Annotated in this window: 27 protein-coding genes; 9 read left to right on the top strand and 18 right to left on the bottom strand. The window is 55.6% G+C overall.

Annotation, left to right across the window (positions count from 1 at the left end):
* Entirely contained in the window at positions 1–462 is a 462-nt protein-coding gene (locus tag WG938_RS05200) for a hypothetical protein (protein WP_339978196.1), read from the bottom strand.
* A gap of 343 nt (positions 463–805) precedes the next feature.
* On the opposite strand from WG938_RS05200, the gene lexA reads away from it, so the two are divergent.
* From lexA to WG938_RS05180, 4 genes are all read left to right on the top strand, one after another.
* Positions 806–1,486, top strand: coding sequence for a transcriptional repressor LexA (lexA, locus tag WG938_RS05195; protein WP_445228183.1), 681 nt, complete (start codon positions 806–808; stop codon positions 1,484–1,486).
* 194 nt (positions 1,487–1,680) lie between these two features.
* Positions 1,681–2,457, top strand: coding sequence for a DeoR/GlpR family DNA-binding transcription regulator (locus WG938_RS05190; protein ID WP_339978194.1), 777 nt, complete (start codon positions 1,681–1,683; stop codon positions 2,455–2,457).
* Positions 2,457–3,431: a 1-phosphofructokinase family hexose kinase gene (locus tag WG938_RS05185; protein WP_339978193.1), complete on the top strand. Its 975-nt coding sequence runs from the start codon at positions 2,457–2,459 to the stop codon at positions 3,429–3,431. The genes WG938_RS05190 and WG938_RS05185 overlap by 1 nt, the downstream gene beginning before the upstream one ends.
* Positions 3,432–3,443: 12 nt before the next feature.
* Positions 3,444–5,567, top strand: coding sequence for a PTS fructose transporter subunit IIABC (locus tag WG938_RS05180; protein WP_339978191.1), 2,124 nt, complete (start codon positions 3,444–3,446; stop codon positions 5,565–5,567).
* A gap of 28 nt (positions 5,568–5,595) precedes the next feature.
* On the opposite strand, the gene WG938_RS05175 is transcribed toward WG938_RS05180, so the two are convergent.
* The 5 genes from WG938_RS05175 to WG938_RS05155 are packed head-to-tail and all read right to left on the bottom strand — an operon-like array spanning position 5,596 to position 11,242.
* Positions 5,596–6,876 carry a uracil-xanthine permease family protein gene (locus WG938_RS05175; RefSeq protein WP_339978847.1) on the bottom strand — a complete coding sequence of 427 codons (1,281 nt, stop codon included), beginning with the start codon at positions 6,874–6,876 and terminating at the stop codon, positions 5,596–5,598.
* A gap of 58 nt (positions 6,877–6,934) precedes the next feature.
* Positions 6,935–8,386: a GTPase HflX gene (gene hflX, locus WG938_RS05170; RefSeq protein WP_445228208.1), complete on the bottom strand. Its 1,452-nt coding sequence runs from the start codon at positions 8,384–8,386 to the stop codon at positions 6,935–6,937.
* A gap of 22 nt (positions 8,387–8,408) precedes the next feature.
* The gene (locus WG938_RS05165; protein ID WP_339978189.1) at positions 8,409–8,768 is read right to left on the bottom strand and encodes a FeoC-like transcriptional regulator; all 360 of its coding nucleotides are present in this window, start codon (positions 8,766–8,768) and stop codon (positions 8,409–8,411) included.
* Positions 8,769–8,798: 30 nt separating this feature from the next.
* Positions 8,799–10,928, bottom strand: a complete 2,130-nt coding sequence (feoB, locus tag WG938_RS05160; RefSeq protein ID WP_339978187.1) for a ferrous iron transport protein B — start codon at positions 10,926–10,928, stop codon at positions 8,799–8,801.
* Entirely contained in the window at positions 10,925–11,242 is a 318-nt protein-coding gene (locus WG938_RS05155; protein WP_339978185.1) for a FeoA family protein, read from the bottom strand. The genes feoB and WG938_RS05155 overlap by 4 nt, the downstream gene beginning before the upstream one ends.
* Positions 11,243–11,442: 200 nt before the next feature.
* On the opposite strand from WG938_RS05155, the gene WG938_RS05150 reads away from it, so the two are divergent.
* Positions 11,443–12,207 carry a hypothetical protein gene (locus WG938_RS05150; protein ID WP_339978183.1) on the top strand — a complete coding sequence of 255 codons (765 nt, stop codon included), beginning with the start codon at positions 11,443–11,445 and terminating at the stop codon, positions 12,205–12,207.
* A gap of 31 nt (positions 12,208–12,238) precedes the next feature.
* Here WG938_RS05150 and miaA read toward each other — a convergent pair whose 3' ends face one another.
* Positions 12,239–13,162: a tRNA (adenosine(37)-N6)-dimethylallyltransferase MiaA gene (gene miaA, locus WG938_RS05145; protein ID WP_339978844.1), complete on the bottom strand. Its 924-nt coding sequence runs from the start codon at positions 13,160–13,162 to the stop codon at positions 12,239–12,241.
* Positions 13,163–13,168: 6 nt separating this feature from the next.
* Entirely contained in the window at positions 13,169–13,885 is a 717-nt protein-coding gene (locus WG938_RS05140; protein WP_339978181.1) for a hypothetical protein, read from the bottom strand.
* Positions 13,886–14,064: 179 nt separating this feature from the next.
* Here WG938_RS05140 and WG938_RS05135 point away from each other — a divergent pair, with 179 nt between their 5' ends.
* Positions 14,065–15,426, top strand: a complete 1,362-nt coding sequence (locus tag WG938_RS05135) for a DUF349 domain-containing protein (protein ID WP_339978179.1) — start codon at positions 14,065–14,067, stop codon at positions 15,424–15,426.
* Between the two features lie 179 nt (positions 15,427–15,605).
* Here the strand turns inward: WG938_RS05135 and WG938_RS05130 are convergent, their stop codons facing one another.
* The 5 genes from WG938_RS05130 to WG938_RS05110 form a co-directional block, all read right to left on the bottom strand.
* Complete coding sequence (locus WG938_RS05130; RefSeq protein WP_339978177.1) at positions 15,606–16,271, bottom strand: Rv2732c family membrane protein; 666 nt, start codon at positions 16,269–16,271, stop codon at positions 15,606–15,608.
* On the bottom strand, positions 16,264–17,844 hold the full coding sequence (gene miaB, locus WG938_RS05125) for a tRNA (N6-isopentenyl adenosine(37)-C2)-methylthiotransferase MiaB (protein ID WP_339978842.1): 1,581 nt from the start codon (positions 17,842–17,844) through the stop codon (positions 16,264–16,266). The genes WG938_RS05130 and miaB overlap by 8 nt, the downstream gene beginning before the upstream one ends.
* A gap of 23 nt (positions 17,845–17,867) precedes the next feature.
* Positions 17,868–18,467, bottom strand: a complete 600-nt coding sequence (locus tag WG938_RS05120; protein WP_339978175.1) for a regulatory protein RecX — start codon at positions 18,465–18,467, stop codon at positions 17,868–17,870.
* Positions 18,460–19,605 carry a recombinase RecA gene (recA, locus tag WG938_RS05115; RefSeq protein ID WP_445228182.1) on the bottom strand — a complete coding sequence of 382 codons (1,146 nt, stop codon included), beginning with the start codon at positions 19,603–19,605 and terminating at the stop codon, positions 18,460–18,462. The genes WG938_RS05120 and recA overlap by 8 nt, the downstream gene beginning before the upstream one ends.
* A 239-nt stretch (positions 19,606–19,844) precedes the next feature.
* On the bottom strand, positions 19,845–20,051 hold the full coding sequence (locus WG938_RS05110) for a DUF3046 domain-containing protein (RefSeq protein WP_339978174.1): 207 nt from the start codon (positions 20,049–20,051) through the stop codon (positions 19,845–19,847).
* Between the two features lie 118 nt (positions 20,052–20,169).
* On the opposite strand from WG938_RS05110, the gene WG938_RS05105 reads away from it, so the two are divergent.
* The 3 genes from WG938_RS05105 to WG938_RS05095 are packed head-to-tail and all read left to right on the top strand — an operon-like array spanning position 20,170 to position 22,102.
* Positions 20,170–20,775 (top strand): biotin transporter BioY, encoded by a 606-nt coding sequence (locus WG938_RS05105; RefSeq protein WP_339978173.1) that lies wholly within the window; start codon positions 20,170–20,172, stop codon positions 20,773–20,775.
* A gap of 10 nt (positions 20,776–20,785) precedes the next feature.
* Complete coding sequence (locus WG938_RS05100; RefSeq protein WP_339978171.1) at positions 20,786–21,478, top strand: energy-coupling factor ABC transporter ATP-binding protein; 693 nt, start codon at positions 20,786–20,788, stop codon at positions 21,476–21,478.
* A gap of 3 nt (positions 21,479–21,481) precedes the next feature.
* Positions 21,482–22,102: an energy-coupling factor transporter transmembrane component T family protein gene (locus tag WG938_RS05095; RefSeq protein WP_339978169.1), complete on the top strand. Its 621-nt coding sequence runs from the start codon at positions 21,482–21,484 to the stop codon at positions 22,100–22,102.
* Positions 22,103–22,179: 77 nt separating this feature from the next.
* Here WG938_RS05095 and WG938_RS05090 read toward each other — a convergent pair whose 3' ends face one another.
* The 5 genes from WG938_RS05090 to WG938_RS05070 all read right to left on the bottom strand — a co-directional run bounded on the left by WG938_RS05090 (position 22,180) and on the right by WG938_RS05070 (position 25,701).
* Positions 22,180–23,004, bottom strand: a complete 825-nt coding sequence (locus tag WG938_RS05090) for a PspA/IM30 family protein (RefSeq protein ID WP_339978167.1) — start codon at positions 23,002–23,004, stop codon at positions 22,180–22,182.
* 122 nt (positions 23,005–23,126) lie between these two features.
* Positions 23,127–23,453 (bottom strand): helix-turn-helix domain-containing protein, encoded by a 327-nt coding sequence (locus WG938_RS05085; protein ID WP_339978165.1) that lies wholly within the window; start codon positions 23,451–23,453, stop codon positions 23,127–23,129.
* 7 nt (positions 23,454–23,460) lie between these two features.
* The gene (locus WG938_RS05080) at positions 23,461–24,009 is read right to left on the bottom strand and encodes a CinA family protein (RefSeq protein WP_339978163.1); all 549 of its coding nucleotides are present in this window, start codon (positions 24,007–24,009) and stop codon (positions 23,461–23,463) included.
* Between the two features lie 20 nt (positions 24,010–24,029).
* The gene (pgsA, locus tag WG938_RS05075; protein WP_339978161.1) at positions 24,030–24,644 is read right to left on the bottom strand and encodes a CDP-diacylglycerol--glycerol-3-phosphate 3-phosphatidyltransferase; all 615 of its coding nucleotides are present in this window, start codon (positions 24,642–24,644) and stop codon (positions 24,030–24,032) included.
* A 43-nt stretch (positions 24,645–24,687) separates the two neighbouring features.
* Complete coding sequence (locus WG938_RS05070; protein ID WP_339978159.1) at positions 24,688–25,701, bottom strand: TerC family protein; 1,014 nt, start codon at positions 25,699–25,701, stop codon at positions 24,688–24,690.
* Between the last annotated feature and the right edge of the window lie 32 nt (positions 25,702–25,733).

The raw sequence follows: 25,733 nt of genomic DNA, 5'->3' as shown, positions 1-25,733 counted from the left end.
CTACCCCGCAGCCGTTGTCGCAGTAGCGCCGATAGAAATTACCGTGGCTGGCACAGGGGCTTCGTCAGGGGCGGTTGCAGAAGCGAGAGCTCCGAGCAGACCGGCTGCGCCAATCATCGCGGCTGCAACACCCATATTGGCGCGGCTCCTGCGAACACCACGCAAAGGACCCACGCCCGCACCACCCGAGGCAGCCGCTACCGGAGGCAGAACCGCACCTGATGCCCCTCCGATGTAGAACAAATCGTGGCCACCCCTTGGTCGCTGACGACGTGCCGCACGGTGACCCAACGGACGAACAGAAGTCCGCCCGTGCGTTCGAATAGCTCGACGTGACTCCTTCACGGCACGAGCACGCCGGGTGGCGCCAGAAAATGCCGGACGCGAAAAGTCGAGTTCGACAATGGACGTATTGCTCGAGGTCTGTACATCATTCCGGTATTCTGCAAGAAAAACAGTCATTGCTGAATCCTTCCTACTTTCCGTTCGAACAATAGTCGAACAACGATGCAACCATATGTTCGATTGCGTTCCTATGTTCGATTTATAGCACCCTTACCGGACAGTGTCTACAAAGTTTTCGAAAATACTCGAACAGTTGTGCCATATTTCGAACACGTCGTGTATTGTCGAGACCAAGGTGTGAGTTAGAAAACACAGGACAGTTCCTCGATTCCGACGTTGACTTGGATGGCTACGTGGGCGTCAACTTTGGCGCCAACGTGGACATCCAATGCGGTATCAAGAGCGGACAGCAGACTGGATGCAGAGTGGAGATAACAACATGGCAAGTAGCAAACCCGACATGAGTCCCCTTACCGAGCGGCAGCGACGCATTCTCACTTTCTTGAACGATGCGCTGACGTTGCGGGGTTATCCACCAAGCATTCGGGAGATCGGCGATGCAGTTGGCCTTAGTTCTACCTCGTCGGTGGCATACCAGCTGCGCGAGTTAGAAAAGAAGGGTTTCGTTCGGCGCGATGCCAATAAGCCTCGGGCAGTCGATGTTCGCAACCTCAATGACAAGCTTGATGGCATGGACAGCTCTTCGAAGCCGGGCCCACAGCCACGTCCTCAAATCCAGACTCCAGATCTGCCAGAGGATATTCCTGCACCGACGGTGGTTCCAATCGTTGGCCAGATTGCAGCCGGATCCCCTATCCTCGCCGAGCAGAATGTCGAAGATTACATGGCTTTGCCTGGAGAACTCACTGGATCGGGCGACCTGTATCTGCTGAAGGTCGTCGGCGACTCCATGATCGATGCGGGCATATTGGATGGCGACTGGGTGGTCGTCCGCTCTCAGAACGTGGCACAGCAGGGAGACTTTGTGGCCGCCATGTTTGACGACGAGGCGACGGTCAAAGAATGGCACGAGGATGCTGCCGGTAAGTGGCTGTTGCCTCATAACCGGGCATTCGAGCCACGTCGCGCAGAAGAAGCAACAATTCTTGGCAAGGTCGTGACTGTGCTTCGCAGTCTCTAAGTTTTCTCTGTTTGACCTGCTCCTAGCTACGTTCTTTAATCTATCAACTCACCCCGTTTATGCCCGTTTGAATTTTGTTGTGGGTTTTCATTGCCCTAAACACAATCAAACGGGCATACTTCTATTAGTACGGTTTTCGTAGCGTTTACCCCTAGTAAACGTGCACGGTCATGGCCAGATGGAGGCTCTCTCACATGTACGCAGAAGAACGACGCCGAAAAATTGCAGCGCTTACTGCGGTAGAAGGCCGTGTGACAGTCGCCGATTTGGCGCTGAGCTTTGACGTAACTGCCGAAACTATTCGCCGTGACCTCGCACAGCTTGACGCTGAAGGTGCGGTACACCGAGTCCACGGCGGAGCCGTCGCAACGAAGTCATTTCAGACGCTCGAGGTTTCAGTAGACGCGCGGAAGAACGCGCAGCGTGATGCTAAACAGTCGATTGCTCGAGCTGCGGTGGACTTTCTTCCACATTCCGGTGGTGGTGTTTTCCTCGATGCAGGCACGACTACCGAAGCTCTCGCAGAGCTTATGGCGCATGCTCCAGATGAGCGACAGTGGTCGGTGGTGACCAATTCCCTGCCCAACGCACTGACGCTAGCCGCCGCAAATTTCATTGAGCTTCAGTTGCTCGGGGGTCAGGTTCGAGTGATCACGCAGGCGGTGGTGGGTGATGCCGCGCTACGTACTCTCGCATTGATGCGCGCTGATGTTGCCTTTATCGGATCAAACGCCCTCACTGTGGATCATGGCCTATCTACTGCCGATCCGCAGGAAGCTGCAGTCAAAAGGGCAATGATTACTAACGCGCGGAAGGTCGTCGTTATGTGTGACTCCACGAAGTTGGGCCGGGATTTCTTGGTCAGCTTTGCTGGTTTGGATGACATTGATGTCGTCATTACCGATGATTCAGCTCCAGAGGCGTTCGTTCAGAATCTCCGAGATCACGGTGTGGAAGTAGTTATTGCCTGATGATCTTGACCCTTACTCTCAACCCGTCGATTGATCGAACGGCGCGAATCAACGCGCGTCTCGAACGCGGTGGGGTCTACCGCTTACCTATGCCAGATGATATGGCTGGCGGCAAAGGAATCAACGTTTCGGAAGCTCTCTTCCTGGCAGGTTATGACACCTGCGCGTTGTATCCGGCAGCTGCTCACGGTCGCTTTTCACGTTTGCTGGGGCTCGCTGGTATTCCTCACGAGGCAATTGATACAGGCAATGATGCACGCATCAACTACACGCTTGTCGAAGATGACGGCACCACCACGAAGTTGAATTCGCTGGGCATGACTATGACCAAGCACCAGCGTTATCAGGTATTCAATCGATTGGAAGTCCTCGCTCCTGCTGCTAGTTGGGTGGTACTTGCTGGGTCCCTGCCTCCTGGTGTCCCACGAGACTTTTATGTCGCGTGTCTGCGCCACATTTGGTCTGCCAATCCGAGTGCCAAAATTGCCATTGACACCTCCGACGGACCGCTGTACACAGTCGGCAAGAATCTGAAGCTCATCGCCCCTACCCTGCTCAAACCAAACGCGCACGAGGCCGGGCAAATGCTTGGTCTTAACGGAGATGCCATTGAGCAAAACGCCCTCGCGGGCGATTACGGGCTTGCTGTTGATGCAGCTCGTACCCTCAACGACAAGGGCGTTGACGAAGTATTGATCACGCTTGGTCCAGCTGGCGCCGTACTTTCCGTGCGTGATCAACCAATCTACGTAGCGACCCCACCGCCCATCACACCAGTGTCAACGGTTGGCGCAGGCGATTGCACTCTCGCGGGCTATTTGCTTGGACGCGTCGGGGACAAGCCACTCGATGAATGCCTGGCATTGTCCATGGCATACGGTGCAGCCGCGACGGCTTTGCCAAGCACCCAGATTCCAACTCCAGATCTATTACGCACCTCGGAAGCTACCGTCACACGGTACTCCGCTGACTAGGGACGATGCACCATGACACTTGACACGAATGATCTCATTTCCCCGGAACTCATTCGGCTTGATGTCAACGTTGGGTCTACGACGGATCACGTCCTGCGATTTCTTACGGGACTTGTGAAACATGCGGGAAGAACGTCCAACAGTGCGGGTTTGCTTGCCGACGCCCAATCCCGTGAAGCCACTTCCAGCACTGGTTTTAAAGGTGGCATTGCCATTCCCCATTGTCGCAGCTCTCACGTAGAGTCTCCGACCCTCGTCTTCGTCCGCTTGTCCAATCCCGTGGATTTTGGGGGCCCGGACGGACCTGCGGACCTCGTATTTTTTATTGCTGCCCCAGCGGGGGCCGATGACGCACACTTGACTATCTTGTCGAGTCTTGCCCGTGGTCTGATCAAGAAGGACTTCCGCGCAGCACTGCGTGGCACTGAGTCTGCCGACGATGCCATCAACATCATCGCCACCAAGTTGTCAGCTTCCCCGCGCACGTCGAATACTGCCCTGACAACGGCGTCGCAACGCGAGGCGGCGGTTGAGCCGATTCAGACTCGTGAGGTCACGCACATAGTTGCAGTCACCGCATGTCCCACCGGCATTGCCCACACATACATGGCGGCCGATGCGCTCACGCATGCTGCAACCAAACGTGACGACGTGTCGCTGTCCATCGAGACTCAAGGCGCTTCAGGCAAAGTGCCATTAACCGACGCTGCTTTAGCGAACGCAGATGTAGCGATCATCGCCTCAGACATCGAGATCCATGCGCCCAGTCGACTCGATAACATTCCCACTCTTTCGATGTCGGTCCGGAATGCCCTTGATCAGCCAGACAAGGTCATCGCTGATGCAGTTGAGTTAGCTGCATCCCGCCCCGTTGCATCCTCCAGGGTTGAATACGGTTCCCCACGTCAAACCGGGACGTTCGAAACTGTCCACAGCCAAGCCGACGATGGCCCCGGCACATCCACTCCACGTGGCTCGAGTGGCATTGGTGCTCACTTCTTGCGACGTATCAAACAGGCAATGCTCACGGGCACGAGCTATATGGTGCCGTTCGTAGCGGCTAGTGGCCTTCTCATTGCCGTGAGTTTCCTTTTCGCAGGCACGCAAGTTTCACATTTTGCAGAAGCCGTCGTCCAGGATTCGTCGTTGTGGAACCTTCCTCATCCAATGTCTGGGAACGAATACCACTTCAGTAACGGACAGGTTTTCGACATCAATCGCCCTGGTTTGCTGGTCTACCTGGGCGGAGCACTATCGCTCATCGGTGGGTTCGGCATGCAAGCGATTGTGCCGATTCTCAGTGCATATATCTCATACGGATTGGCACATAAACCCGGAATTGCACCCGGTTTTATTGGAGGTGCCATCTCTCTGAGCATGGGTGCAGGGTTCATTGGAGGAATGGTTACCGGCGTGCTCGCTGGTCTCTTGACCAGCTGGTTAGCCAGCCTAAAAGTGCCGAAAGCCCTCGACTCGCTGATGCCGATGGTGGTCATCCCACTCCTCAGCTCCATGGTTGTTGGCCTGTCCATGTACCTGGTCCTCGGTAAACCCCTCAGCAGTGTGATGTCAGGTCTTCAATCCTGGCTCACCGGGATGTCGGATTCGTCCGCAGTGTTGTTGGGCTTGGTCCTCGGCATCATGATGAGCTCCGACCTCGGAGGCCCCATTAACAAAGCTGCTTATATCTTTGCGACGGCCGGCCTGTCCTCTGGCACAGAGAGCTCTCAATTGATCATGGCCGCAGTGATGGCGGCCGGTATGGTTCCCCCACTGGTCTTGGCTCTAGCAACATCACTAACACCGCAGTACTTCAATGCCACGGAGCGCGATAACGGCAAGGCGGGTTGGCTGCTAGGTGCCTCGTTCATCTCTGAGGGCGCCATCCCGATCGCCGCAGCCGATCCGCTTCGGGTCATCCCCGGAATCGTTATCGGCGGCGGTGTTACCGGGGCTATGTCGATGGGACTCGGAGCAAGCACTATGGCACCACATGGCGGTGTGTTTGTCCTGTTTGCCACAGCGCATCCCTTGTCGTGGATTGTCGCGATTCTTGCGGGCTCACTCGTAGGTGCGCTATGCGTTGTGACTTTAAAGAAGTGCTGGCCGCAGCGCATTTCCCCTACAACTGGTTAGGCCTCGCTTGCTAGCCCTTTGAGGTCAATCAGAGTCTCTGTCGAGCCACTTGCTGGCCCTCCCCGACGCGTTCGTAGAGGAACTTCAGAAGTGGGTAACCAATGATGATGCCGACCGAACCCCAAGCAATGCCCTCCAACTGGATGGAACCAACATTGAGGGTCAAGTTGCCAATTCCCGCAACTAGGGCGACTGCTGCTGCCGTCAGGTTCACTGGGTTATTGAAGTCGACACGCTCATCGATCCAGATTCGAACACCGAGCAGCCCGATTAAGCCGTACAACACCAGCGTTGCCCCACCCAGCACGCCTTCAGGGATTGTCAGGATCAACGCACCAAACTTCGGAATGAACGCCAACGCGATAGCGGTTAGTGCTGCTACCCAGTACGCAGCAGTTGAATACACCCGGGTTGCCGCCATGACACCGATGTTCTCGGCGTACGTGGTCGTACCTGATCCGCCTGCACAACCGGCGAGGGTCGTCGCAAAGCCGTCAGCGATTAACGCATCACCAGCAAGGTCATCCAGATTTCGACCAGTCATTGCGGCCACGGCTTTCACGTGGCCGACGTTCTCAGCAATCAGCACGACAATCACCGGGAGTCCAATCAGCATTGCATTGAGATGGAACTCTGGAGCGTGGAAGTCCGGGAGACCAATCCACTGGGCCTCGGACACCGTCTGCGTTGCCTCTGGCGAGAGGTTGCCGGTCACAGCAGCGAACAACCAACCGACGAGGACACCGACCAGCACGCCCAATCGAGCCAACATGCCACGACCAGCGACGGTCGCAATCAAAATGGTGGCCATAGTGACAAAGGCGACGAGCGGCTGCGTCGCAAAGTTCGTTGCAGCCGTCGGCGCCAAGTTCAAACCAATCAGCGAGACGATAGCGCCTGTCACTGTCGGTGGCATCACTGCATCGAGAAAAGCCTTACCTGCAAGCTTGACGACGAAGCCCAGCGCCATCAACACAGCACCAGCAGCGATGATCACACCCAGCTGGGCACCAATACCTTGCGCCTGCGTCGCCGAGAGCGGAGCAATGAAAGCAAACGACGAGCCAAGATAGCTCGGTAGTCGGTTGCGGGTAATGAGCAGAAATAGAATCGTGCCGATACCCGAGAAAAGCAGAGTGGTGTTGACGGGGAAACCCGTAATCAGTGGGACCAGCAGCGTAGCACCGAACATTGCGATGACATGCTGCATGCCGACGCCAATGGTGCGCAGCCAGGTCAATCGCTCTTCAGGTGCAACGACAGCGCCCGGTGCAATACGACGGCCATCGCCGTGTAGCGTCCAGCCCATTAAGTGGCCTTGATCAGCGTTACGTGAGTTCACGAAGCCATATGTTACGCCCTAGAGGCTACTTTTCTTCAATGATGAATTCGCTGAGCTCACGTGCCATCGACTTCGGCAATCGGACTTCGATGTGCGTGCCATCACCCTCGTACGTCTCGGCCAGGACGGTAGCTTCCTCGTGCAGTCGAGCCACGATATCGCCACGTTGAAAAGGAATCATCATGGTGACGTGTGCGTCCAAAGCATTGAGAGCAAGTTCAATGCGTGTCTCCAGCTCCGGGATGCCTTCGCCTGTCTTTGCTGAGGTAAAGACGACGTCGTCAAGCTCAGCGCGTAGCTGCGCAAGGGTGATGCCATCAGCTTGATCAATCTTATTGACAACCAACAACTCTGGTGGCACTTCCATGTCCTGCTCGGCAGCGATGTCATTGATGACATCATTGACTGCCTGAATCTGATCCAACGGAAAAGCATCAGAGCCATCAACCACGTGCAGGATGAGATCCGCTTCCAGTACTTCTTCCAGGGTGGACCGGAACGCCTCAATGAGCTGCGTTGGCAGGTGACGTACGAAGCCCACGGTGTCGGTCATGATCACCGTGCGACCGTCGCGAAGCTCCGCGCGCCGGGTCGTTGGGTCCAGGGTTGCAAACAGTGCGTTCTCGACTAGTACACCGGCATCAGTCAAGGCATTAAGCAGTGACGACTTACCGGCATTCGTGTAGCCAGCAATGGCGATTCGTGGCAAATGCCCAGCTTTACGACGCGCGCGTTTAATCTCACGCGCCGTCTTCATAGCAGCAAGCTCTTTACGGATTCGAGCCATGTCCTGGCGCAGACGTCGACGATCAGTCTCAATCTTCGTTTCACCGGGACCACGCAGACCCACACCGCCATTCGAGCCAGCGCGACCACCAGCCTGACGGGACAGGGAATGTCCCCAACCACGCAGTCGCGTGATCAAGTACTGCATCTGCGCGAGGGACACCTGTGCTTTACCCTCTTTGGACTTGGCGTGCTGAGCAAAAATATCCAAAATCAGCATCGTGCGGTCAATGACCTTGGCATCCAGGCGGTCTTCCAATGCAACCAGTTGGCCAGGCGACAATTCACCGTCGGCAATCACGGTATCTGCGCCCGTCGCTTTCACGATGTCGCGAAGTTCGGCGACCTTACCCGAGCCGATATATGTGCCCGGGTCTGGCTTGTCACGGCGCTGCAACACCGCTTCCAGTACCTCGGAGCCGGCGGTTTCTGCCAAAGCGGCGAGCTCATTCATCGCAGCTTCCGCCTCTGCAAGTGTGCCTTCCGTCCACACACCCAGCAGGATTACTCGTTCCAGTCGTAGCTGGCGATACTCGACTTCAGTGATGTCCTCCGCATCCGTCGTGTGGGTCGCAGCTCGCGACAACCTACGCAGCGACGAACGCGCTTCAAGATCAAGATCACCAGTTGATGGAGTAAATTCAGTCATGTTGCCACGTATTGTCGCACGTTGACCGGGTAAAACCCCAATTCGACACGACGTAAGTGCCTGCTTATCGACGTCGCTGTGGAGCCTGCAGAGTCAACACGACGGGCCCACGTTCCCCGCCTGGTGCAGCCGGCCCGCATGCGTCGCCACTGGAGGTCGCATGACTACACGAAGAACAACCACTTGACGGGCACGATGCCGCTAACCGTTCCCGCTGCACCTGCCCGGTCCGTTCCAAGTGCTCAAGCACCGCGTCGACGGTAACCCTGGACAGCCCTGTTTCCTGCGCAATCGCAGCACGAGACAGCACGCCTCGCGCCATGGCTGCCTTCACATCGGCCAATGGTGTCCGACGTTCTTGCTGTGGTGCTTCGGTTTTGACTGGCGACGATTCGTCGCCACGCGTTTGTCGAAACCACTTCATTTCTGCCCTGCGATTCTTAGAAGAAAAGTCTTAGAGGAAAAGCTTCAGTATCTGGAACGCTGCTACGGCCAACACCCACGCGCCAATCAGCTGGGAGCCAAGCCCAAACAACATCCATTTGGTACCGATCTCTCGCTTCTGCGCGGCTAGCGTGGCGACACACGGGGTATACGCCAGCATGAAGAGCATGTATGCCCAGACTGCTGCAATCGTGTGCCCTCCCGAAGACTCTTCGAAGTCGGCTCGGATCCGGGTTGCCAATTGGCTTTCAGCTTGTTCTGACTCATCGGCATCAGTCACGTCTTCAACTGCATAAGTCTGCGCCCAGGTGGAGATGACTGCTTCCTTTGCGACGAAACCAGTAATCAACGAACCTGACAGAGTCCACGACCCAAAGCCAGCTGGTTCGAACACCGGAGCAATGGAATGGCTGACCTTGCCATAAGCAGAATCCTGTGGAGCCAAATCCTCGCTACCGAAGCTATGACCGGGCACGACTGGCATGGCCAGCAAGAACCACACGACCACGACGGTTGCCACGATGATGCCACCGGCAGTTTTGAGGAAGCCCTTCAAACGAATCCACATCACGCTGGTAACGAGGCGCACCGTTGGCAATTGGTAGGTTGGCAGATCGATGACCAGTGGTTCCGATGGCAGTGCGCGCCACAAGGTGTTGCGGAGGATCAAGCCAGTAAGAACGACGAGCAAAATCGAGATCACGTACATCGCGAACACGACGTTGCCAGCGTTGTCTGGGAAGAACACCGCGCCCATCATGACGTAGACCGTCAAACGCGCACTACACGACGTAAACGGAATGAGCAGCGACGTGAGGATTCTATGCCGAGGATTACCCAACACTCGGGTCGCCGAGATTGCTGGAACATTGCAACCAAAACCCACGATGAGTGGAATAAACGCCTTACCGGGCAGCCCAATCGCACGCATGACCCGGTCAGTGACCACTGCTGCACGAGCCATGTAGCCAGAGTCTTCCAACACAGCGAGACACAAGAACATCAGTGCCATCAATGGAGCGAACGTCAGCACCATGCCAACGCCACCGATCAGGCCATCAACGACCAATCCAGTTGCGATAGGCCCGTCAAGACCAATAGCGGCCAAGCCAGCCGTAGCCCATTCCGACAGTGGACCAGTAAAGAAAGCATCCAAACCGTCCTGTAGTGGAGCGGCCACGGTCGTCGTTATGTTGAAAACAACCCACATGACGAACAAGAACAACAGCGGGCCAAGGAAAGGATTGAGCGCAAACTGATCGATACGATCGCTCCATGTCACGCGTTCATTTTCGGTATGAACAGACGCACTGACGGCTGCATCGATAGCAGCAAAACGAGCTTCGTCAAGTGCTTCCTGATCTACCTCTGCGACCGGCACTACCTCAGCGTCACAGCTGTTGCAGCACGACCTATCTTCGTCCTCGCTGCTCTGACAATCGGTAAATGATTCAGGGCTTTCGTCGAGAAGCTGTTCTACATGCTGTGGATGAGATGGCTGTGCGATGGGGCGCATCGTCACCAAGCAGCCTTCCAGGGCAGCTTGAACTGTCTGCCCAACCCGAGCGAGCCCAGCTTTGCGACGCGGATCCACCGGCACCACCGGCACGCCCATCGCTTCTTGCAGTGCAGCTGGATCGACGGTGACGCCTTGCGCTGCAGCAACATCGAGTTTCGTCAACGCAATGACTAAGCGGTTTGGATGCTCGGCGATTTCTGTAGCCATGTACAGACCACGTGCCAGCGACGTTGCGTCGACGACGACCACAACGAGGTCAGGCCGCTCTTCCATCGGCTTTTCGATGAGCATCTCGCGAGTGAGTTCCTCGTCAGGACTCATCGCATCCAACGAATAAGCTCCTGGAAAGTCAATGACATCCATGACGGTGTTACCGACAGTCCATGCGCCACGACTAACTTCTACAGTCGTGCCCGGCCAGTTACCCATTTGAGCTTTAGCGCCGGTCAGCGCATTGAATAGTGTGGATTTGCCGGAGTTCGGCGCGCCCACCAAAGCAATGATGGGCGATCCAGCGGGCGCTACTGATCCGCCGGGGCACTCGTGACAGCTTGGCGCAGCCGAGAACTTACGCTTGCTATTGCCCAAGGACCCTTCGGTACCTATGACAACTTTGCTCATTGAAGAACTCCCATGAGTGCGAGGGTCTCTCGATCAATTGCATAACGAGAGGTGCCTGACTTGACTACTCGCCCACCGCCGGCTGTCTTCTGTGCAACTGTCACTCGCATTCCTGGACGCAATCCGAGTTGAGCAAGTCGGCGACACAATCCTGCTTCGGCCTGTGGAGCAGCGAGAACCACCGACATTCCGGAAGGTACTTCCGCGAGTGAATCCCACTGCGGACGATCAGCAGGTGTCTGAGCTGGTACGCCCATCGGAGTCAGCTCGATAGTCATCGAGCCTGTCGAGCTGGTGGAAAACTGCTTCCCCATGTCGATCTCCCTAAGTATGTCAAGCCTGATATTTGGCAAGCCTTGAAGAATTAACTAAGGCCACCCTACCCCACTTGTATAGGTAGACCCCAAATTGACATCAGGATTTCACTATCGGGGTTACCCACGTCTCCCATCTGACGCGCGTCACAGGAGGTGGCGACCAGTTTCCACACCCGCCCGTACTACAGTGGAACACTATGACTTCCGACCTACGCAGCATTGGCCTCGGCTACGACCGGTGGCAGGATGCCATTGAAGCTGCCATCGCCAGTGATTACCTGTCCGTTATCGGTGAAGTGCGAGGCGGCCAGCTCGTCCGTTTCGAAGATCCATCCGGCGCCCGACTTCATGTGCTCGGCGTGGAACCGTTCGCCACTTTTGCTGGCTTTGCGGGGCTCACACAGGTCACAGCCCATGTTTCTGCACTAGATGATGTCCTTGCACTCATTGAAATCGTCGAAGATGACCCGGCATCGGAGAAGTTCGATCAAGTTCTGCACTCCGTTACGTGCGCGTTGGCACAGAGCCCGCTGCTTGTCGACGAAGGCACCCAGACCTTCGAACACGTCAACCTCGCAGCTCTCGCTGTGGATGCACAGGTAAGCGACAACGACGGATCGAACCCACAGCAACTCCGCTCCCTCGGAGCTGAGGCAATCGTTGGGCCGAAAGCGGGCACCACTGCCCCTGACGCATCAGTCGAGATCTCCGGCGTGATCAACCAGGTTAATAAGCGAACCAATCGCTTGACTGGCCAGGACTTTTGGCTGATCCATGCTGATGTACCAGTCTCAATTGACATTCTGCTGCCTGCAATCGACGACGAGCCTGAGCCTGCACCTGGCCAGATCGTCACCGGCCGCTTCCTGATGGTCGGCGATGTGATTGCACCACAAGGTTGCGGCGACTCTTGTGGCGATGGTGGCTGCAGCTGTGGCTCCGGTGGGTGCAGCACTCACTAGTCCACGCCGACGACACAACCCCACGTACGTGTTACGCAGTGTCCGCAACCAGCACTTCCATAGCCTGGTCGCGGACACTTTTTTCTGCGTTAGTATCCAGCCACTGCACGCGGGGATCTCGCTTGAACCAGGACTTCTGACGACGCACATAACGCCGCGTGCCCGTGATTGTCCTGTCGACGGCGTCGTCAAGCGAATATTCCCCATCGAAATATGCCAACACTTGCGCGTAACCAATCGCGCGTGAGGCAGTGACTCCGTCACGAAGTCCGAGTGCAATCAGCGACTCAACTTCGGCAAGAAGCCCCTTCTCAAACATCATGCGCGTGCGAAGCTCAATACGCGGATTGAGCCACTCCGGAGTTGTAGCAAGCCCCAGAATCCGGGTTCCCCATCGAGCAGGAGCATCGATGGGGGGCTTTGCTGCACCAAACGGCTTACCCGTCAGCTCGATAACTTCCAATGCGCGCACGATTCTTCGCGGATCCTTGTGCTCAATGATCGCAGCCGCCGCTGGGTCGACCGTCGCCAAGTGCTGATGCAGAGCCTCGACACCAATGTCATTCTGCACTGCCTCCCACTTTTCCCGCACCGCGGAATCTGTCGGCGGAAATTGCCAGTCATCGACGAGAGCTTGGACATATAGCATCGAGCCACCGACCAGGATCGGCACTTTCCCGCGTGCCCGGATCTGCTCAACGTCAGCTACTGCTTCCGCTTGATACTTGGCGACGCTCGCAGTCTCAGTGATATCGAGAACATCGAGCTGGTGGTGTAGGATGCCACGGCGCTCCTCAACAGTCAACTTCGCGGTACCGATATCCATGCCTCGATACAGCTGCATGGAGTCAACGTTGACGACTTCACCATCGAGCTGTTCCGCCAGATAGAGACCAAGATCAGATTTCCCGGACGCTGTCGGACCAACAACAGCGATTGGAGTGGTATCTCTCATCATGTCCTACTTCCAGTGCCACACCGCAACGTGATAACCCACGCCATACGTATCGCAGTGGTACTTTTCTGCACCACTGAGTTGGCTAGTCGGGTCGTCGTAAAGCTCCGCCCCAAAAGCCGTAATATCTTGCCAGATCCCTGCCGTGTATAAGCCGACACTCGCACACGTGGTTGGACCGAACTCACCAAAAGGATCAGTGCCAAATTCCAGTACGGAGGAATCGCAGCCTCCAATGGTCGAGCACACCGCATCAATCTCGCGCGCGTGCGGGAGCAGGCTCAATGGAGCCTCGACGTTGAGGGCCGCTGGACCATCTGCAATAGCGACGACGACCGTATTTGGGTCGAGTGTCCACGGGTCAGGAAACTGCGCTAATGATTCCGCCTGCGCAAGAGACGAAGCATCGCATCCTGCTTCGCGCAGCACCCATCGCGCAACAAGCTCTGGCAGATGGTTGCCATAACCAACACTGATATCTGTGCCCCATGCCTTGAACGAACCCGTATGAGATGTTCGGGACTGCTCGTCGGGTCGATAGACAAACACAATGGGGAAAGAACCTGACTCGGACTCGGTCAGAGCGTCTGACTTAGCCCCCGATAGAACCTCTCGAGCTGCAGTAAGAACCGCTGCGCGGAGGTTCGCTGCAACCTCATCGCCACCCGAAAGTTCAGGAATCAGCAGAGGTGCTCCCGGAATAAGTAAAAGTCGTCCTGACACGCCTCTACGCTACCGCGCCCTCATCCACGCGGTCGCATCGCGGTCGCATCGACCACCGCCCCCATACGCAGAGATTCTCCCGACGAAGAAGACACAATTCTGGGATACTCAATAAGAGGAATGTGTTCCGGCAGCCGTGCCGCGCGGCGATTTTGATGAAATGGAAAGTACCACCAGCGATGACTAACAACAGCAATACTCCGAAGCCTGGTCCAAAACCTGGCCCACGTCCTGGTTTGGTACCAGGCCCACACCCGAACAAGACTCCAGGTGTAAGCCCATCTGCTATGGCAAAAGCTCACACTATGGCTGCTCGCAAGCGCTCCAACCCCGCACAGTGGGGTCGCGTCGATGACAACGGTACGGTGTGGGTTCGCACGGCTGACGGCGAACGTGAGATCGGATCGTGGCAGGCTGGCACGCCGGAGCAGGGCCTTGCCCACTTTGGTGCTCGGTACGACGACTTGGCTACCGAAGTCGAGTTGTTGGAAGCACGCATTGTGTCGCATCCAGAGGAAGCTGCGACCATTCGTAGTAGTGCCCTCGAGCTGAAGGAACAACTTCCAGAAGCTGCGGTTATCGGTGACCTGGCGGCACTTGATACCGCACTGGATGCTGTTGTGAAGAATGCTGATAGCGCTGGCGAAAGGGCAGCTCAGGAGAAGGCTGAACGTCGCAAGAAGGCTATTGCTCGTAAGGAAGCACTGGCAGCCGAGGCCGAAGACATCGCCGAGAACTCCACTGAATGGAAGACCGCCGGTGACCGTATCCGCGCGATCCTCGACGAATGGAAGAGCATTCGGGGCATTGACCGAAAGACGGATGATTTGCTGTGGCGTCGCTACTCTCGCGCCCGTGATGCGTTCAACCGTCGACGCGGGGCACACTTCGCCGAGCTTGATCGAAATCGCGCCTCCGCTCGTCGCGAAAAGGAAGCTCTGATCGAGGAAGCTGAAGCTCTCAAGACTTCCACCGATTGGGGTGCCACGGCTGCGGCTTATCGTGAATTGATGCAGCGCTGGAAGGCCGCAGGTCGTGCTCCTCGCGAAATCGACGACAAGTTGTGGAAGCGTTTTAAGTCCGCACAGGACGAATTCTTTGCGGCTCGCAATGCTGTCAACGAAGAGCGCGACCGCGAATTCGAGGAGAATGCAGAAAAGAAGGAAGCCCTCCTCGCAGAATTCGAGCCAAAGATCGACCCTGCCAAGGGGCTTGATCATGCGCGCAACGAGCTCCGCAAGCTCCAGGAACAGTGGGAGGAAATCGGTTTCGTTCCTCGCGCCCGCATCCGGGAGTTCGAAGATCGCATTGGCGCCCTAGAAAAGCGTGTTTCTGAGGCTGCTGATTCCCAGTGGCGCCGCACCGATCCAGAAGCTCAAGCAAGAGTTCAGCAGTTCGCCGACCGCGCTGCCGAGTTCGAAGCCAAAGCTGCCGAGTTTGAGGCCAAGGGCAAGGCGAAGAAGGCCGAAGAAGCGCGCACACAGGCTGCGCAGTGGCGCGAATGGGCAGACACCGCAGCTCAGGCACTCAATGAGCTGTAGCTAGATCTCGCTCACCCAGCGCAACTACTGCGGTAACTCGCGCTGGCGAGCAGCATGAGGCGTGAATGGCATAAAGCGAAGGGCCGGGGTTCTCCCCGGCCCTTTTGCTATGTCTGTGTTTCGCTAGCTACTACCGCTTGCGAGGGTTACCTGCTATCCCTTGCAACAATCGACTGCCACTACTTTTCAGTCTCAGACCGCTGTTCTTTACGACGGCGAACGCGGTCACGGCGATCGTCGACAAGCGTGACGTCCGTAGCAGTGTGTGGAATGGAACCGCCGCGCAGGTACTGCTGCTGCGCACGGAGCACAGGGTCAGCGTCGGCTTCGTCGCGCCGGGCTGTTTCGAGTGCCGATTGGAATCGAGTCTTCTTAAAGGTCACGAATGACAGAGTGATTGCGAGAAGAAGGCTCAACCCAATAGCGATGGCGAGGCCGTACGAGATACCTTCACTTGCTTCGCTTGGCGGACGAGATTGACGCATCCACCCCGCGAATACTGAATACACCGCCTGAATACACACGACGACCCAGTTGATGAACGCGACGAGGGTCGTCCTGGAAAGGATGGTGGCGATTGTCATCAGAATTCCCACCAACATAATGATGGAGAAAATCCGCTCCGGGAGCTTGGTGAAGTACTGCTGTGCCACATCAGTGTTCAAAAGAACATCGAACCCGAGGACGTTGCCGGCGTGAGGCAAAAAGTACGTCATCACCAAACCGACAACAGCGATGCCCATTGGCACCACTGCTGCACCTAGCTGCAACTCAGCTGCTGCTTTACGTTCAGCGCCCCGTAGATCATCGCGGAATCCCGCGAGACGATCCTTTTGTTCACTCACAACCGCAACCTCTGTCATTGTCTGTAGAACTGCTTGCGCAGCATCCTTGCGATGACTCTGTCCCAGCAACTGCTGGACGACGACCCACCGTGGGTAAGCCTAGTCCGACTCCGATCGGTGCGGTCGTTGGGGTCTCCCCCAATTCGTGCATGTCGCCAGCTTTCGTGCGCCTATGCCGGGACACGCCCGAGTCGGCGAACAGGAAGTAGGTCGCTGAATCGGTGATGGCTACCGTTACGTAATCGCCAGGGCGGATCTTGGTATCGATGGCCCCTGGGGACGATGGGGCTGGGGTGAAGTGAACCAATCGTCCGTCCATGGCTCGACCTGACATGCGTTCAGTCTGGCTGCTCTTCTTACCTTCAGTAGCAGTGACAAGGAGTTCAACTTCCCTGCCGATCAGCTTCGCATTCTCTTCCGCAGCAACTCGTTCCTGCAGTGCAATCAAGCGACCATAGCGGTCCTTGACGATTTCCGGTGGCACCTGATTGTCCATCGTTGCCGCCGGAGTACCTGGTCGTGGGGAGTATTGGAAGGTGTAGGCGAGCGAAAAGCGCGCCTTTTCGACAACGTCGAGAGTCGCCTGAAAATCTTCTTCTGTCTCCCCCGGGAAACCAACAATGATGTCAGTGGTGATTGCAGCGTCTGGCATTGCTTCGCGGACTTTATCCAAGATCCCAAGGAACTTCTTTGAGCGGTACGAACGGCGCATTTCCTTCAAAATACGATCTGATCCCGACTGCAACGGCATGTGCAGTTGATGCGCAACGTTGGGTGTCTCCGCCATAGCTTCGATGACATCGTCAGTGAATTCTGCAGGATGTGGAGATGTAAATCGGACCCGTTCCAATCCCTCAATGTCGCCACAAGCGCGAAGTAGTTTGGAGAAGGCGCTTCGGTCGCGATCCAGCGTCGGGTCATCAAAGTTGACTCCGTAGGAGTTCACGTTTTGTCCAAGCAGAGTGACTTCCGAAACTCCCTGGTCCACGAGCGCTTGTACTTCCGCCAAGATGTCGCCAGGTCGACGGTCACGTTCTTTACCCCGAAGGCTGGGGACGATGCAGAAAGTGCACGTGTTATTGCAGCCAACGGATACGCTGACCCACCCTGCATACGCGGATTCGCGCTTTGCAGGTAGCACCGAAGGGAACTCTTCAAGTGAGTCCTTGATTTCTACCTGTGCAGTGTGATTATGCGATGCCCGGTCCAGAAGAGTTGGCAACGACCCTAGATTGTGAGTGCCAAAGACGACGTCAACCCACGGCGCCTTCTTTACGACGGTGTCCTTATCCTTCTGGGCAAGACAACCGCCGACCGCGATCTGCATACCTGGGTTCGCGTCTTTGATGGGCTTCAAGTTGCTGAGTGTGCCATACAGGCGGTTGTCCGCATTCTCACGAACAGCGCACGTATTAAACACAATGAGATCCGCGCGTTCGCCATCGGCAGCCGCGACATAACCGTTCTCTTCCAAGAGCCCCGACAACCGTTCCGAGTCGTGAACGTTCATCTGACATCCGAATGTCCGAACTTCGTAGGTTCGCTTGTCACGCGCATCCATATTGTTTTCCATCAGCACGTCTGGAAAGTCTAACGTCAACTCTCCTGATGAGGTAATTCCGCAATTCTGTTATCAATCGCTTCGCGAGCAAACGCCAGCGACATTCCCTGCGAAAACCCACGTCGTGCCGCAACACCGACAACCCGACGCAAACACTTATCGTACTCTTTGCGATCCGCAGGACGAGTCTTGATCGTCGCTGCCTTCTTTTCGACAAGCACCCTCAAGATCTCCGCTTCACTGTCACGCGTTACCTGGCCGAGAGCATCGTCGATAAGAGATTCCGCGATACCTTTCTCTTTCAGCTCACGGCGCAGTACCGAGCCCGACTTCTTCTTGTACAGGTGGCGCTGACGCACCCATTCTTGTGCAAAGTACGCATCGTTGAGGGCACCGGCTGCGGTCAGGTCATCCAACACTTCATTGACAACCCCTGGCACCACTTCCGGATCCTCACAGATCCGGTCGAAAAGCTCCTTCCGCGATCGCGCACGCTGGTTGATCAGGCGCATCGCTTTGGCACGAACCGGTGCTTTTAGTTCCTCTGTCCCATGATCAAAGAAGCGACTACCATCAGACTCAGCGATCTTCGCGATTGCTTCACGTAGTGCTTCAACCTTTGTGCTGCTACTCATCGGCATCATCGAAATCGATGTCAGGGACAACATCGACCGGCGCATCTACATCAACATCATCTTCAGCATTTGCATACTGCCCAACACCAAGCTTCTTCAGAATCTTGATCTCGATTTCCTTAGCGAGATCCGGATTCTCCTTCAGATGCAGGCGCGCCTTTTCCTTTCCTTGTCCCAGCTGATCTCCCTCATAGGTGAACCACGAGCCGGACTTCTTGACGATGCCGTTGTCAACGCCCATGTCGATGAGAGAACCCTCACGGGAAATGCCCTCACCGTAAATGATGTCGAACTCGGCAATCTTGAATGGTGGCGAAACCTTGTTCTTCACAACCTTCAAGCGCGTACGGTTACCCACCGCATCCTGACCATCCTTCAAGGTCTGGATCCTTCGGACATCGCATCGAACCGAAGCATAGAACTTCAGTGCCTTGCCGCCCGTGGTGGTTTCTGGAGAGCCGAACATGACGCCAATCTTCTCGCGCAGCTGGTTAATAAAGATCGCCGTGGTTCCAGTCGAGGACAGTGCGCCCGTCATCTTTCGCAACGCCTGGCTCATCAATCGAGCCTGCAAGCCAACATGGGAATCACCCATCTCGCCATCAATTTCAGCCTTTGGCGTTAGTGCAGCTACCGAGTCGATGACAATGATGTCGATAGCACCGGAGCGAATAAGCATGTCCGCGATTTCCAACGCCTGTTCGCCCGTATCCGGCTGTGAGACCAGAAGATTGTCCGTATCAACCCCGAGCTTCCGTGCGTAATCAGGGTCAAGCGCATGTTCCGCGTCAACGAAAGCAGCAATGCCACCAGCTTTCTGTGCCTCAGCAATAGCATGAAGCGCGACTGTGGTCTTACCCGAAGATTCCGGCCCATACACTTCAACAACACGACCGCGTGGAAAACCACCAATACCAAGTGCCACGTCAATTGCCGTGTTACCGCTAGAAATCGCCTGGATTGGCGGGCGATTTTCCTCACCCAAACGCATAACAGCGCCCTTGCCAAAGTCCTTTTCAATATTCGCCAAAGCGACATCAAGTGCCTTGAGACGATCTCCACCAGCGTTTGCAGCCGACGTCGACTTTTTACGTGCCACCTGATTCTCCTGTTCAGAAACTACTTCTGTCTGTTCCATCTGACTGATCTCCCCACCCATAGATATGCAGTGCTCAAAATATGCAGTGCTTACCCATACGGACGGTTTGCGAACCACAACGGTTCCATCCGGTGCAGTGCGTCAATCACATGATTTCGTTGTTATTCACGATCTGTATATCGCCGACAGCGGACTGCGGACGTTCACACTCGACACTATATACGAAACTACGTTCGAATAGAACTTAATCGCGCCATCTTTTTCGAACATTCATCCGACTACTCGTCTGGCCCCAGCCAACGATCTTCTGGAATGTCATGATCGCGACACAGTGCCCACCAAATCTCTCGTGGCTCGGTGCCACTCTCAAGCAACTCAGCTGGCGTTGCCCCTAGTTCAGACAAAACATGAGAATCAAGTAGCCATGCCCCTTGAGGGTCTCCGAACTCTGCTTCCACCAGTCGGTGAAACTCCGCTAAACGCATGCTATTCAGGCTAGCGAACGGATTCTGCGAATCGGTCGCGCCACAGCCAATAGCGATAAATATTCGAAAGCAATCCCCGAGCGCTGAACATTGCTCAAGTCAGACTATGCTTCGATACGTGAACAATTCTAAAATTCGCGATATCGCAATGGTAGCGACTTTCGCAGCCCTCATCATTGTGCTCGGTGGCGTCTCGATTCCGATCGGCTCAGCCGGTGTCCCTATCGTATTGCAGAATATGGGCATCGCACTTGCTGCAATGCTACTCGGATGGAAACTTGGTGGACTGTCTACCCTTCTCTTCCTTGGCGTGGGTCTTTTCAACGTGCCAAACATGGCTGGCTGGAAGCCACTGCTTGCTGCCCTTCCCGGCCCGACCGTTGGCTACATCGTTGGCTACGCCATCGCTGCTTTCGTCGTTGGTGCGATCGCTCAAACTGCTCCGCGCAACAAGCCTGCTCGGGTCGGTGTCTTCGTGTTTGCGGGCATCGTCGGCGTAGCTATTCAGTACTTGTGTGGTGCAGCAGGTCTCGTTGCTCGTGTTGGCTTGACTTACACCGATGCGCTCATCTCCAACGCCCCATATGTGCCCGGTGACCTCCTCAAGGTCGTCATGGCGGCGCTTATCGCAACAGCGGTATTGCAGGCCTTCCCTGCGCTACTGCCAGATCGCGAGAATCGTCGTGAAGCAAAGGCTGTCAAGATCGCCGCAAACGCACAGTAAGCTTAGATAAATGTCGACAATTTCGTTTCAGAGTGCCGAAGCCGTCTACAACGGCCGACGCATCCTGCACCCGCTGACCGTCGAGCTAACCGAGCACCGAATCGGAATTATTGGCGCTAATGGTGGTGGCAAGTCGTCGTTTGCGCGACTCATAAATGGGCTTGGCGCTGCGACCGGCGGCTCCGTCTTTGTCGATACACTGAATGTCGCGAAAGACAGCAAGTCCGTGCGCAAGAAGGTCGGTTTTATTTTCTCGGATGCCGATAACCAGATCGTCATGCCAACAGTTGCTGAAGATGTGGGCTTTTCTTTGCGACGGCACAAGCTCAGTAAAGCAGAACGGCAGACCCGCGTGGCGGCAGTGTTAGAGCGATTCGGACTTGCGGACCACGCTGACCAATCACCGCATTTGCTCTCAGGCGGCCAGAAGCAGATGCTGGCTCTGGCCTCAGTGATGGTGCTAGAGCCAGAAATCATCATTGCCGACGAGCCAACAACGCTGCTTGATCTTCGGAACCGTCTGCACATTCGCTCGGTGTTCGAAGAGCTGTCGCAGCAAGTCATTGTCGTGACTCATGATCTCGACTTCGTGCGTTCCTACGACCGAGTCTTGTGCATTGATTCTGGGCGCATCGTGGATGACGGAAACCCAGCCTCAGTGATCGATGCCTATGTCGACCGCATGACGACGACGGAGCGTTAGCAAATGCTGCACCCTGCAAACGTTCCCCTTGGTCTGTATATCGACGGCACATCCGTATTTCATCGCACGGATCCAAAAGTAAAGATACTGATATTGTCTGTATTCCTCATTGCGACCGCAATCTGGATCAAGACGTGGCAAGCAGGACTCGTGTGTGTTGCCGTGGTCCTTTGCGCCTATGCTTTCGCGCGTATCCCTGCGTCGGCGCTGTTTAGACAAATGATGGGAGCATTTCCCATTCTGGCGTTCTTCGGGCTCATCTTGTGGTGGCGAGCTGGGTGGGAAACCGCACTGACGAGCTTCAGTGTGTTGCTTGCTGCGATCCTCGCAGCGATACTCTTCACACTGACCACTCGGATCACGGCAGTCATGGACACCGTTGAACAAGCACTGCTTCCCCTGGCTCGGTTCGGATTCCCTGCAGAAACGGTTGCTTTAGCGCTCGCACTTACGCTGCGATTGATTCCGCTACAAGTGCAGTCGATTGCTGAAGTACTGGAAGCCAGGAAAGCCCGCGGTGCAAGCTGGTCTGTAACAGCATTCGGAGTCCCAGTTGTTATTCGTTCCATTGGGCGTGCGCAAGCTGTAGGTGACGCACTTATCGCCCGAGGAGCCGGGGACTAAGAACCACATCAGATACGAAAAGACCCAGTGGGGACACAATCAATGTTCCCACTGGGTCTTTTTGTCAAGAATCAAGCTTAGTTGCCGCCACGCAACTCGCGAAGCTTAGCTTCTACCGCAGCGTCGGAGCCCTGAGTCCTCCCGGACTCGATTGCCTCTTGCTGTGCTGATGGCAACTCATTGACACCGCGCATCTCGGAACGAATCTGTTCAAGACGAGAGTGACCAGCCATCTGAACACCAGCGGCCTCAACCTCAGCCATTCGGCCCTGCACAGAGTTCTGAGCAAGCTCAGCCTGACCCAGTGCGTTAGCGTAACGACGTTCGATCTTGTCGCGGACCTGATCCAGGTTAGGGGTCGATCCAGCAGACAACTCGTTCATTGACTGCAGGGACTCGGACACCTTCTCTTGCATCTTGGCCTGCTCGAGCTGGCTAAGCAGCTTGGTACGCTCTGCGACCTTCTGCTGCAGCGCCATGGAGTTGCGCTCCACAGCCTTCTTAGCCTGAGCAGCCTGCTGAAGCGACTGGTCATGGAGCCCCTTCAGATCTTCGACCGACTGCTCTGCAGTGACCAACTGCGCTGCAAATGCTTCTGCAGCATTCTCGTACTCAACAGCCTTAACGTTGTCGCCTTCTGCACGAGCCTTATCTGCAAGCTGAAGCGCCTGGCGGGTATTCCCCTGGAGCTTTTCGATCTCAGCCAGCTGACGGTTCAAACGCATTTCCAGCTGACGCTGGTTACCAATAACAGCCGCAGCCTGCTGGGAAAGTTCCTGGTGCTGGCGCTGAGCATCCTCGATAGCCTGCTGAATCTGAACCTTCGGATCAGCGTTCTCTTCAATCTTCGAATCGAACGCTGCCATCAGGTAATTCCACAGCTTCACGAAGGGGTTTGCCATATTCGCTTCCGTACCTTCCTTAAAGGGATATTGTGTTGCTATCCGGCGCCCCAGATTACCCTGTGGCAACGCAGCGTGCAGGAAGTACCCTGCAAAATCACCCGCGAGTGACCATATTATTTCTACATCACAGCAAGCTCTGGGCTCGCAGCATGAAGAACCATAGCCCCCGCAGCTTCAATGATCACGTCAGATACTGCAACATCCAGCGCATTACACACCGATGCCAACAGCTCAGACGAGACTTCCTTGCGACCACGTTCAAGTTCAGAAAGATAACCAGGGCTAATCGCCGCCCGGTCGGACAATTCACGAAGTGTTAAACCGTTGCGGTTACGAATATCGCGCAACGCCCCACCGAGCGCCTCACGCAACAGAGGCTCACGCGACGGCGTAAGTGGCGCAGCTGGAGTCGTGGCAGGTGTTGGAACTGGCTTGGTCAGAGTCATCGTTGTATTACTCATCACTATCACTAACGACCGGCCCATGAGTTTTGTTCCCAACCCGGAAAACTTCCTCCAGCAGCAACTCAATTGCACGCGTCACTGCTTCAGATCGTATCCCCCATCTGCCAGATTCAGGAGACAGCTGCAACCGCTTTACGACGGTCCCCTCTGCCCTACTCAGCCCACACCACACTTCGCCGACTGGATGCCCATCTTGCTCAGTAGGACCGGCCACACCTGTCAGTGAAACTCCGAAATCTGCATCGCAGCGCTGACGGGCACCGTCAGCCATCGCGGCCGCACACTGTCGGCTCACTGGACCGTAATCATGGAGAAGCTGTACCGAAACGTCGGCAAGCTGGTGCTTCATTTCGGTGGCGTAGGTGATGATGCCACCACGCAATACTGCAGACGCACCAGGGACTCCCGCAATGGTGGCGCTGAGAAGTCCAGCAGTTAATGATTCGCAAGTAGCAACTGTGAGCTTCTGTGAACGCAGTTCAGCCACCAGCTCCGTCGCAGCAGTTGCTGGAATTAACGGATCGCTGGTGGCCGACATTTCACAACCCTGCTTCTTCTCTAGGAGGTTGGAGCACCCGAGTTTGTGGCGCGGGAGTCAAGCAAATACTGAACGCCGGTGAATACCGTGACTGCAATTGCCAACGCCATGACAAACCATGCAGGCCAAAACATCCACGACAAAGGAGCCAAAAACATTGCGACGGCGACGCTCTGCAACACCGTCTTCAGTTTGCCACCCTTCGATGCTGGAACAACATGACCACGACGTAACAAAACCATGCGCCAAACGGTGATGCCGAGTTCGCGCACGACGATGATTACGGTGACCCACCACGGCAACACGTCGATGAGATTCAGGCCAACAAGAGCGGCAATCATCAAAGCCTTATCCGCGATCGGATCAGCGATCTTGCCAAAATTGGTGATCAAATTGCGACTACGCGCAAGGTGTCCATCCAACTTGTCGGTTGCCATGAGCAAAGAAAAGATGGCGAAAGCCCACCAACGCCACGACGTGGATTGACCGTCTTCTTGGAGCAACGCCCACAAGAAAATTGGCACACCGATGATGCGCAGAACCGTCAGAATATTGGGAAGATTCCAGTTTGACGGCTGGTTTTCCGTAGCCTGCGACGATGCTGCCGCTGCCTCGTGGGCAGACGATGAGTCCAATGCTCCTCCTTGAGTTACGACAGCGAGTGTAGTCGCAAGTGAATTAATCTGCGTATTCACGACGAGGGGCAACTGCGCCCATGTTCTCGTCGCGCTTAATCTTGATCCAGGAAGCCACCACGGTGACAACCAACACTGTCACAATGACACCCAGCGAAGTCCACGTACCAATTTCCGGTACAGCAACATTCTGACCACCATTGATGAATGGCAAGTTATTCTCGTGCAGCGCGTGCAGCAGAAGCTTCGCGCCAATGAACGCAAGGATAATGCCCAATCCGTAGGCGAGGTACACCAGGCGGTCGAGAAGACCGTCAAGCAAGAAGTACATCTGGCGTAGACCCATCAGAGCCAATGCGTTTGCTGTGAAGACAATGTAGGCCTCGTCAGTCAGACCGAAGATTGCTGGGATCGAGTCGAACGCAAACATCAGATCGACAAAGCCAATGGAGACCAAGGCCACGGCTAGCGGGGTCAGTGCGCGCTTCGCATTGACCTTGGTAGTCAAACGATCTTCGTCGTACTCAGGCGAGACTGGGATGACCTTACGGATGATCTTGATGATTGCCATATCGTTCGGGTCAGTTTCTGGCTGATCGCGAACTTCATCAACGACCGTCTTGATTGCCGTGTACAGCAAGAAGATTGCGAACAAATAGAAGATGTCGGACCAGGCCGAAATGACAGCAGCACCAAGCAAGATGAAAACAGTTCGGAAGATCAGTGCCATTGCGATACCGAACAGCAGTACCTTCTGCTGGAACCTGCGTGGCACCTTGAATGCGCCCATGATGAGCGCGAAAACGAAGAGGTTATCAACACTCAACGCCTTCTCGGTGACATAACCCGAGAGGAACTCGATACCACGTTGATGATCCCAGAACAGCCACGTGAACAAGCCGAAAAGCAGGGCGAGCACGACATAGAACAGCGTCCAGCCGCCTGCTTCCTTCAATGAGGGTTCGTGCGCGTGCCTGACGTGCGCAAAGAAGTCAAAGGCAATAAATCCGAGAATGATGACAATCGTGATTGCCCAGACGTACATAGGAACATGCACAGAAAATACCTCCGGTTGAAAAGACTAAAGAA

Source organism: Corynebacterium sp. H113 (assembly GCF_037572315.1).
GTDB lineage: Bacteria > Actinomycetota > Actinomycetes > Mycobacteriales > Mycobacteriaceae > Corynebacterium.
Note: the sequence above shows the minus strand (reverse complement) of the source record. Positions and strands in the feature narration are given on the sequence as shown.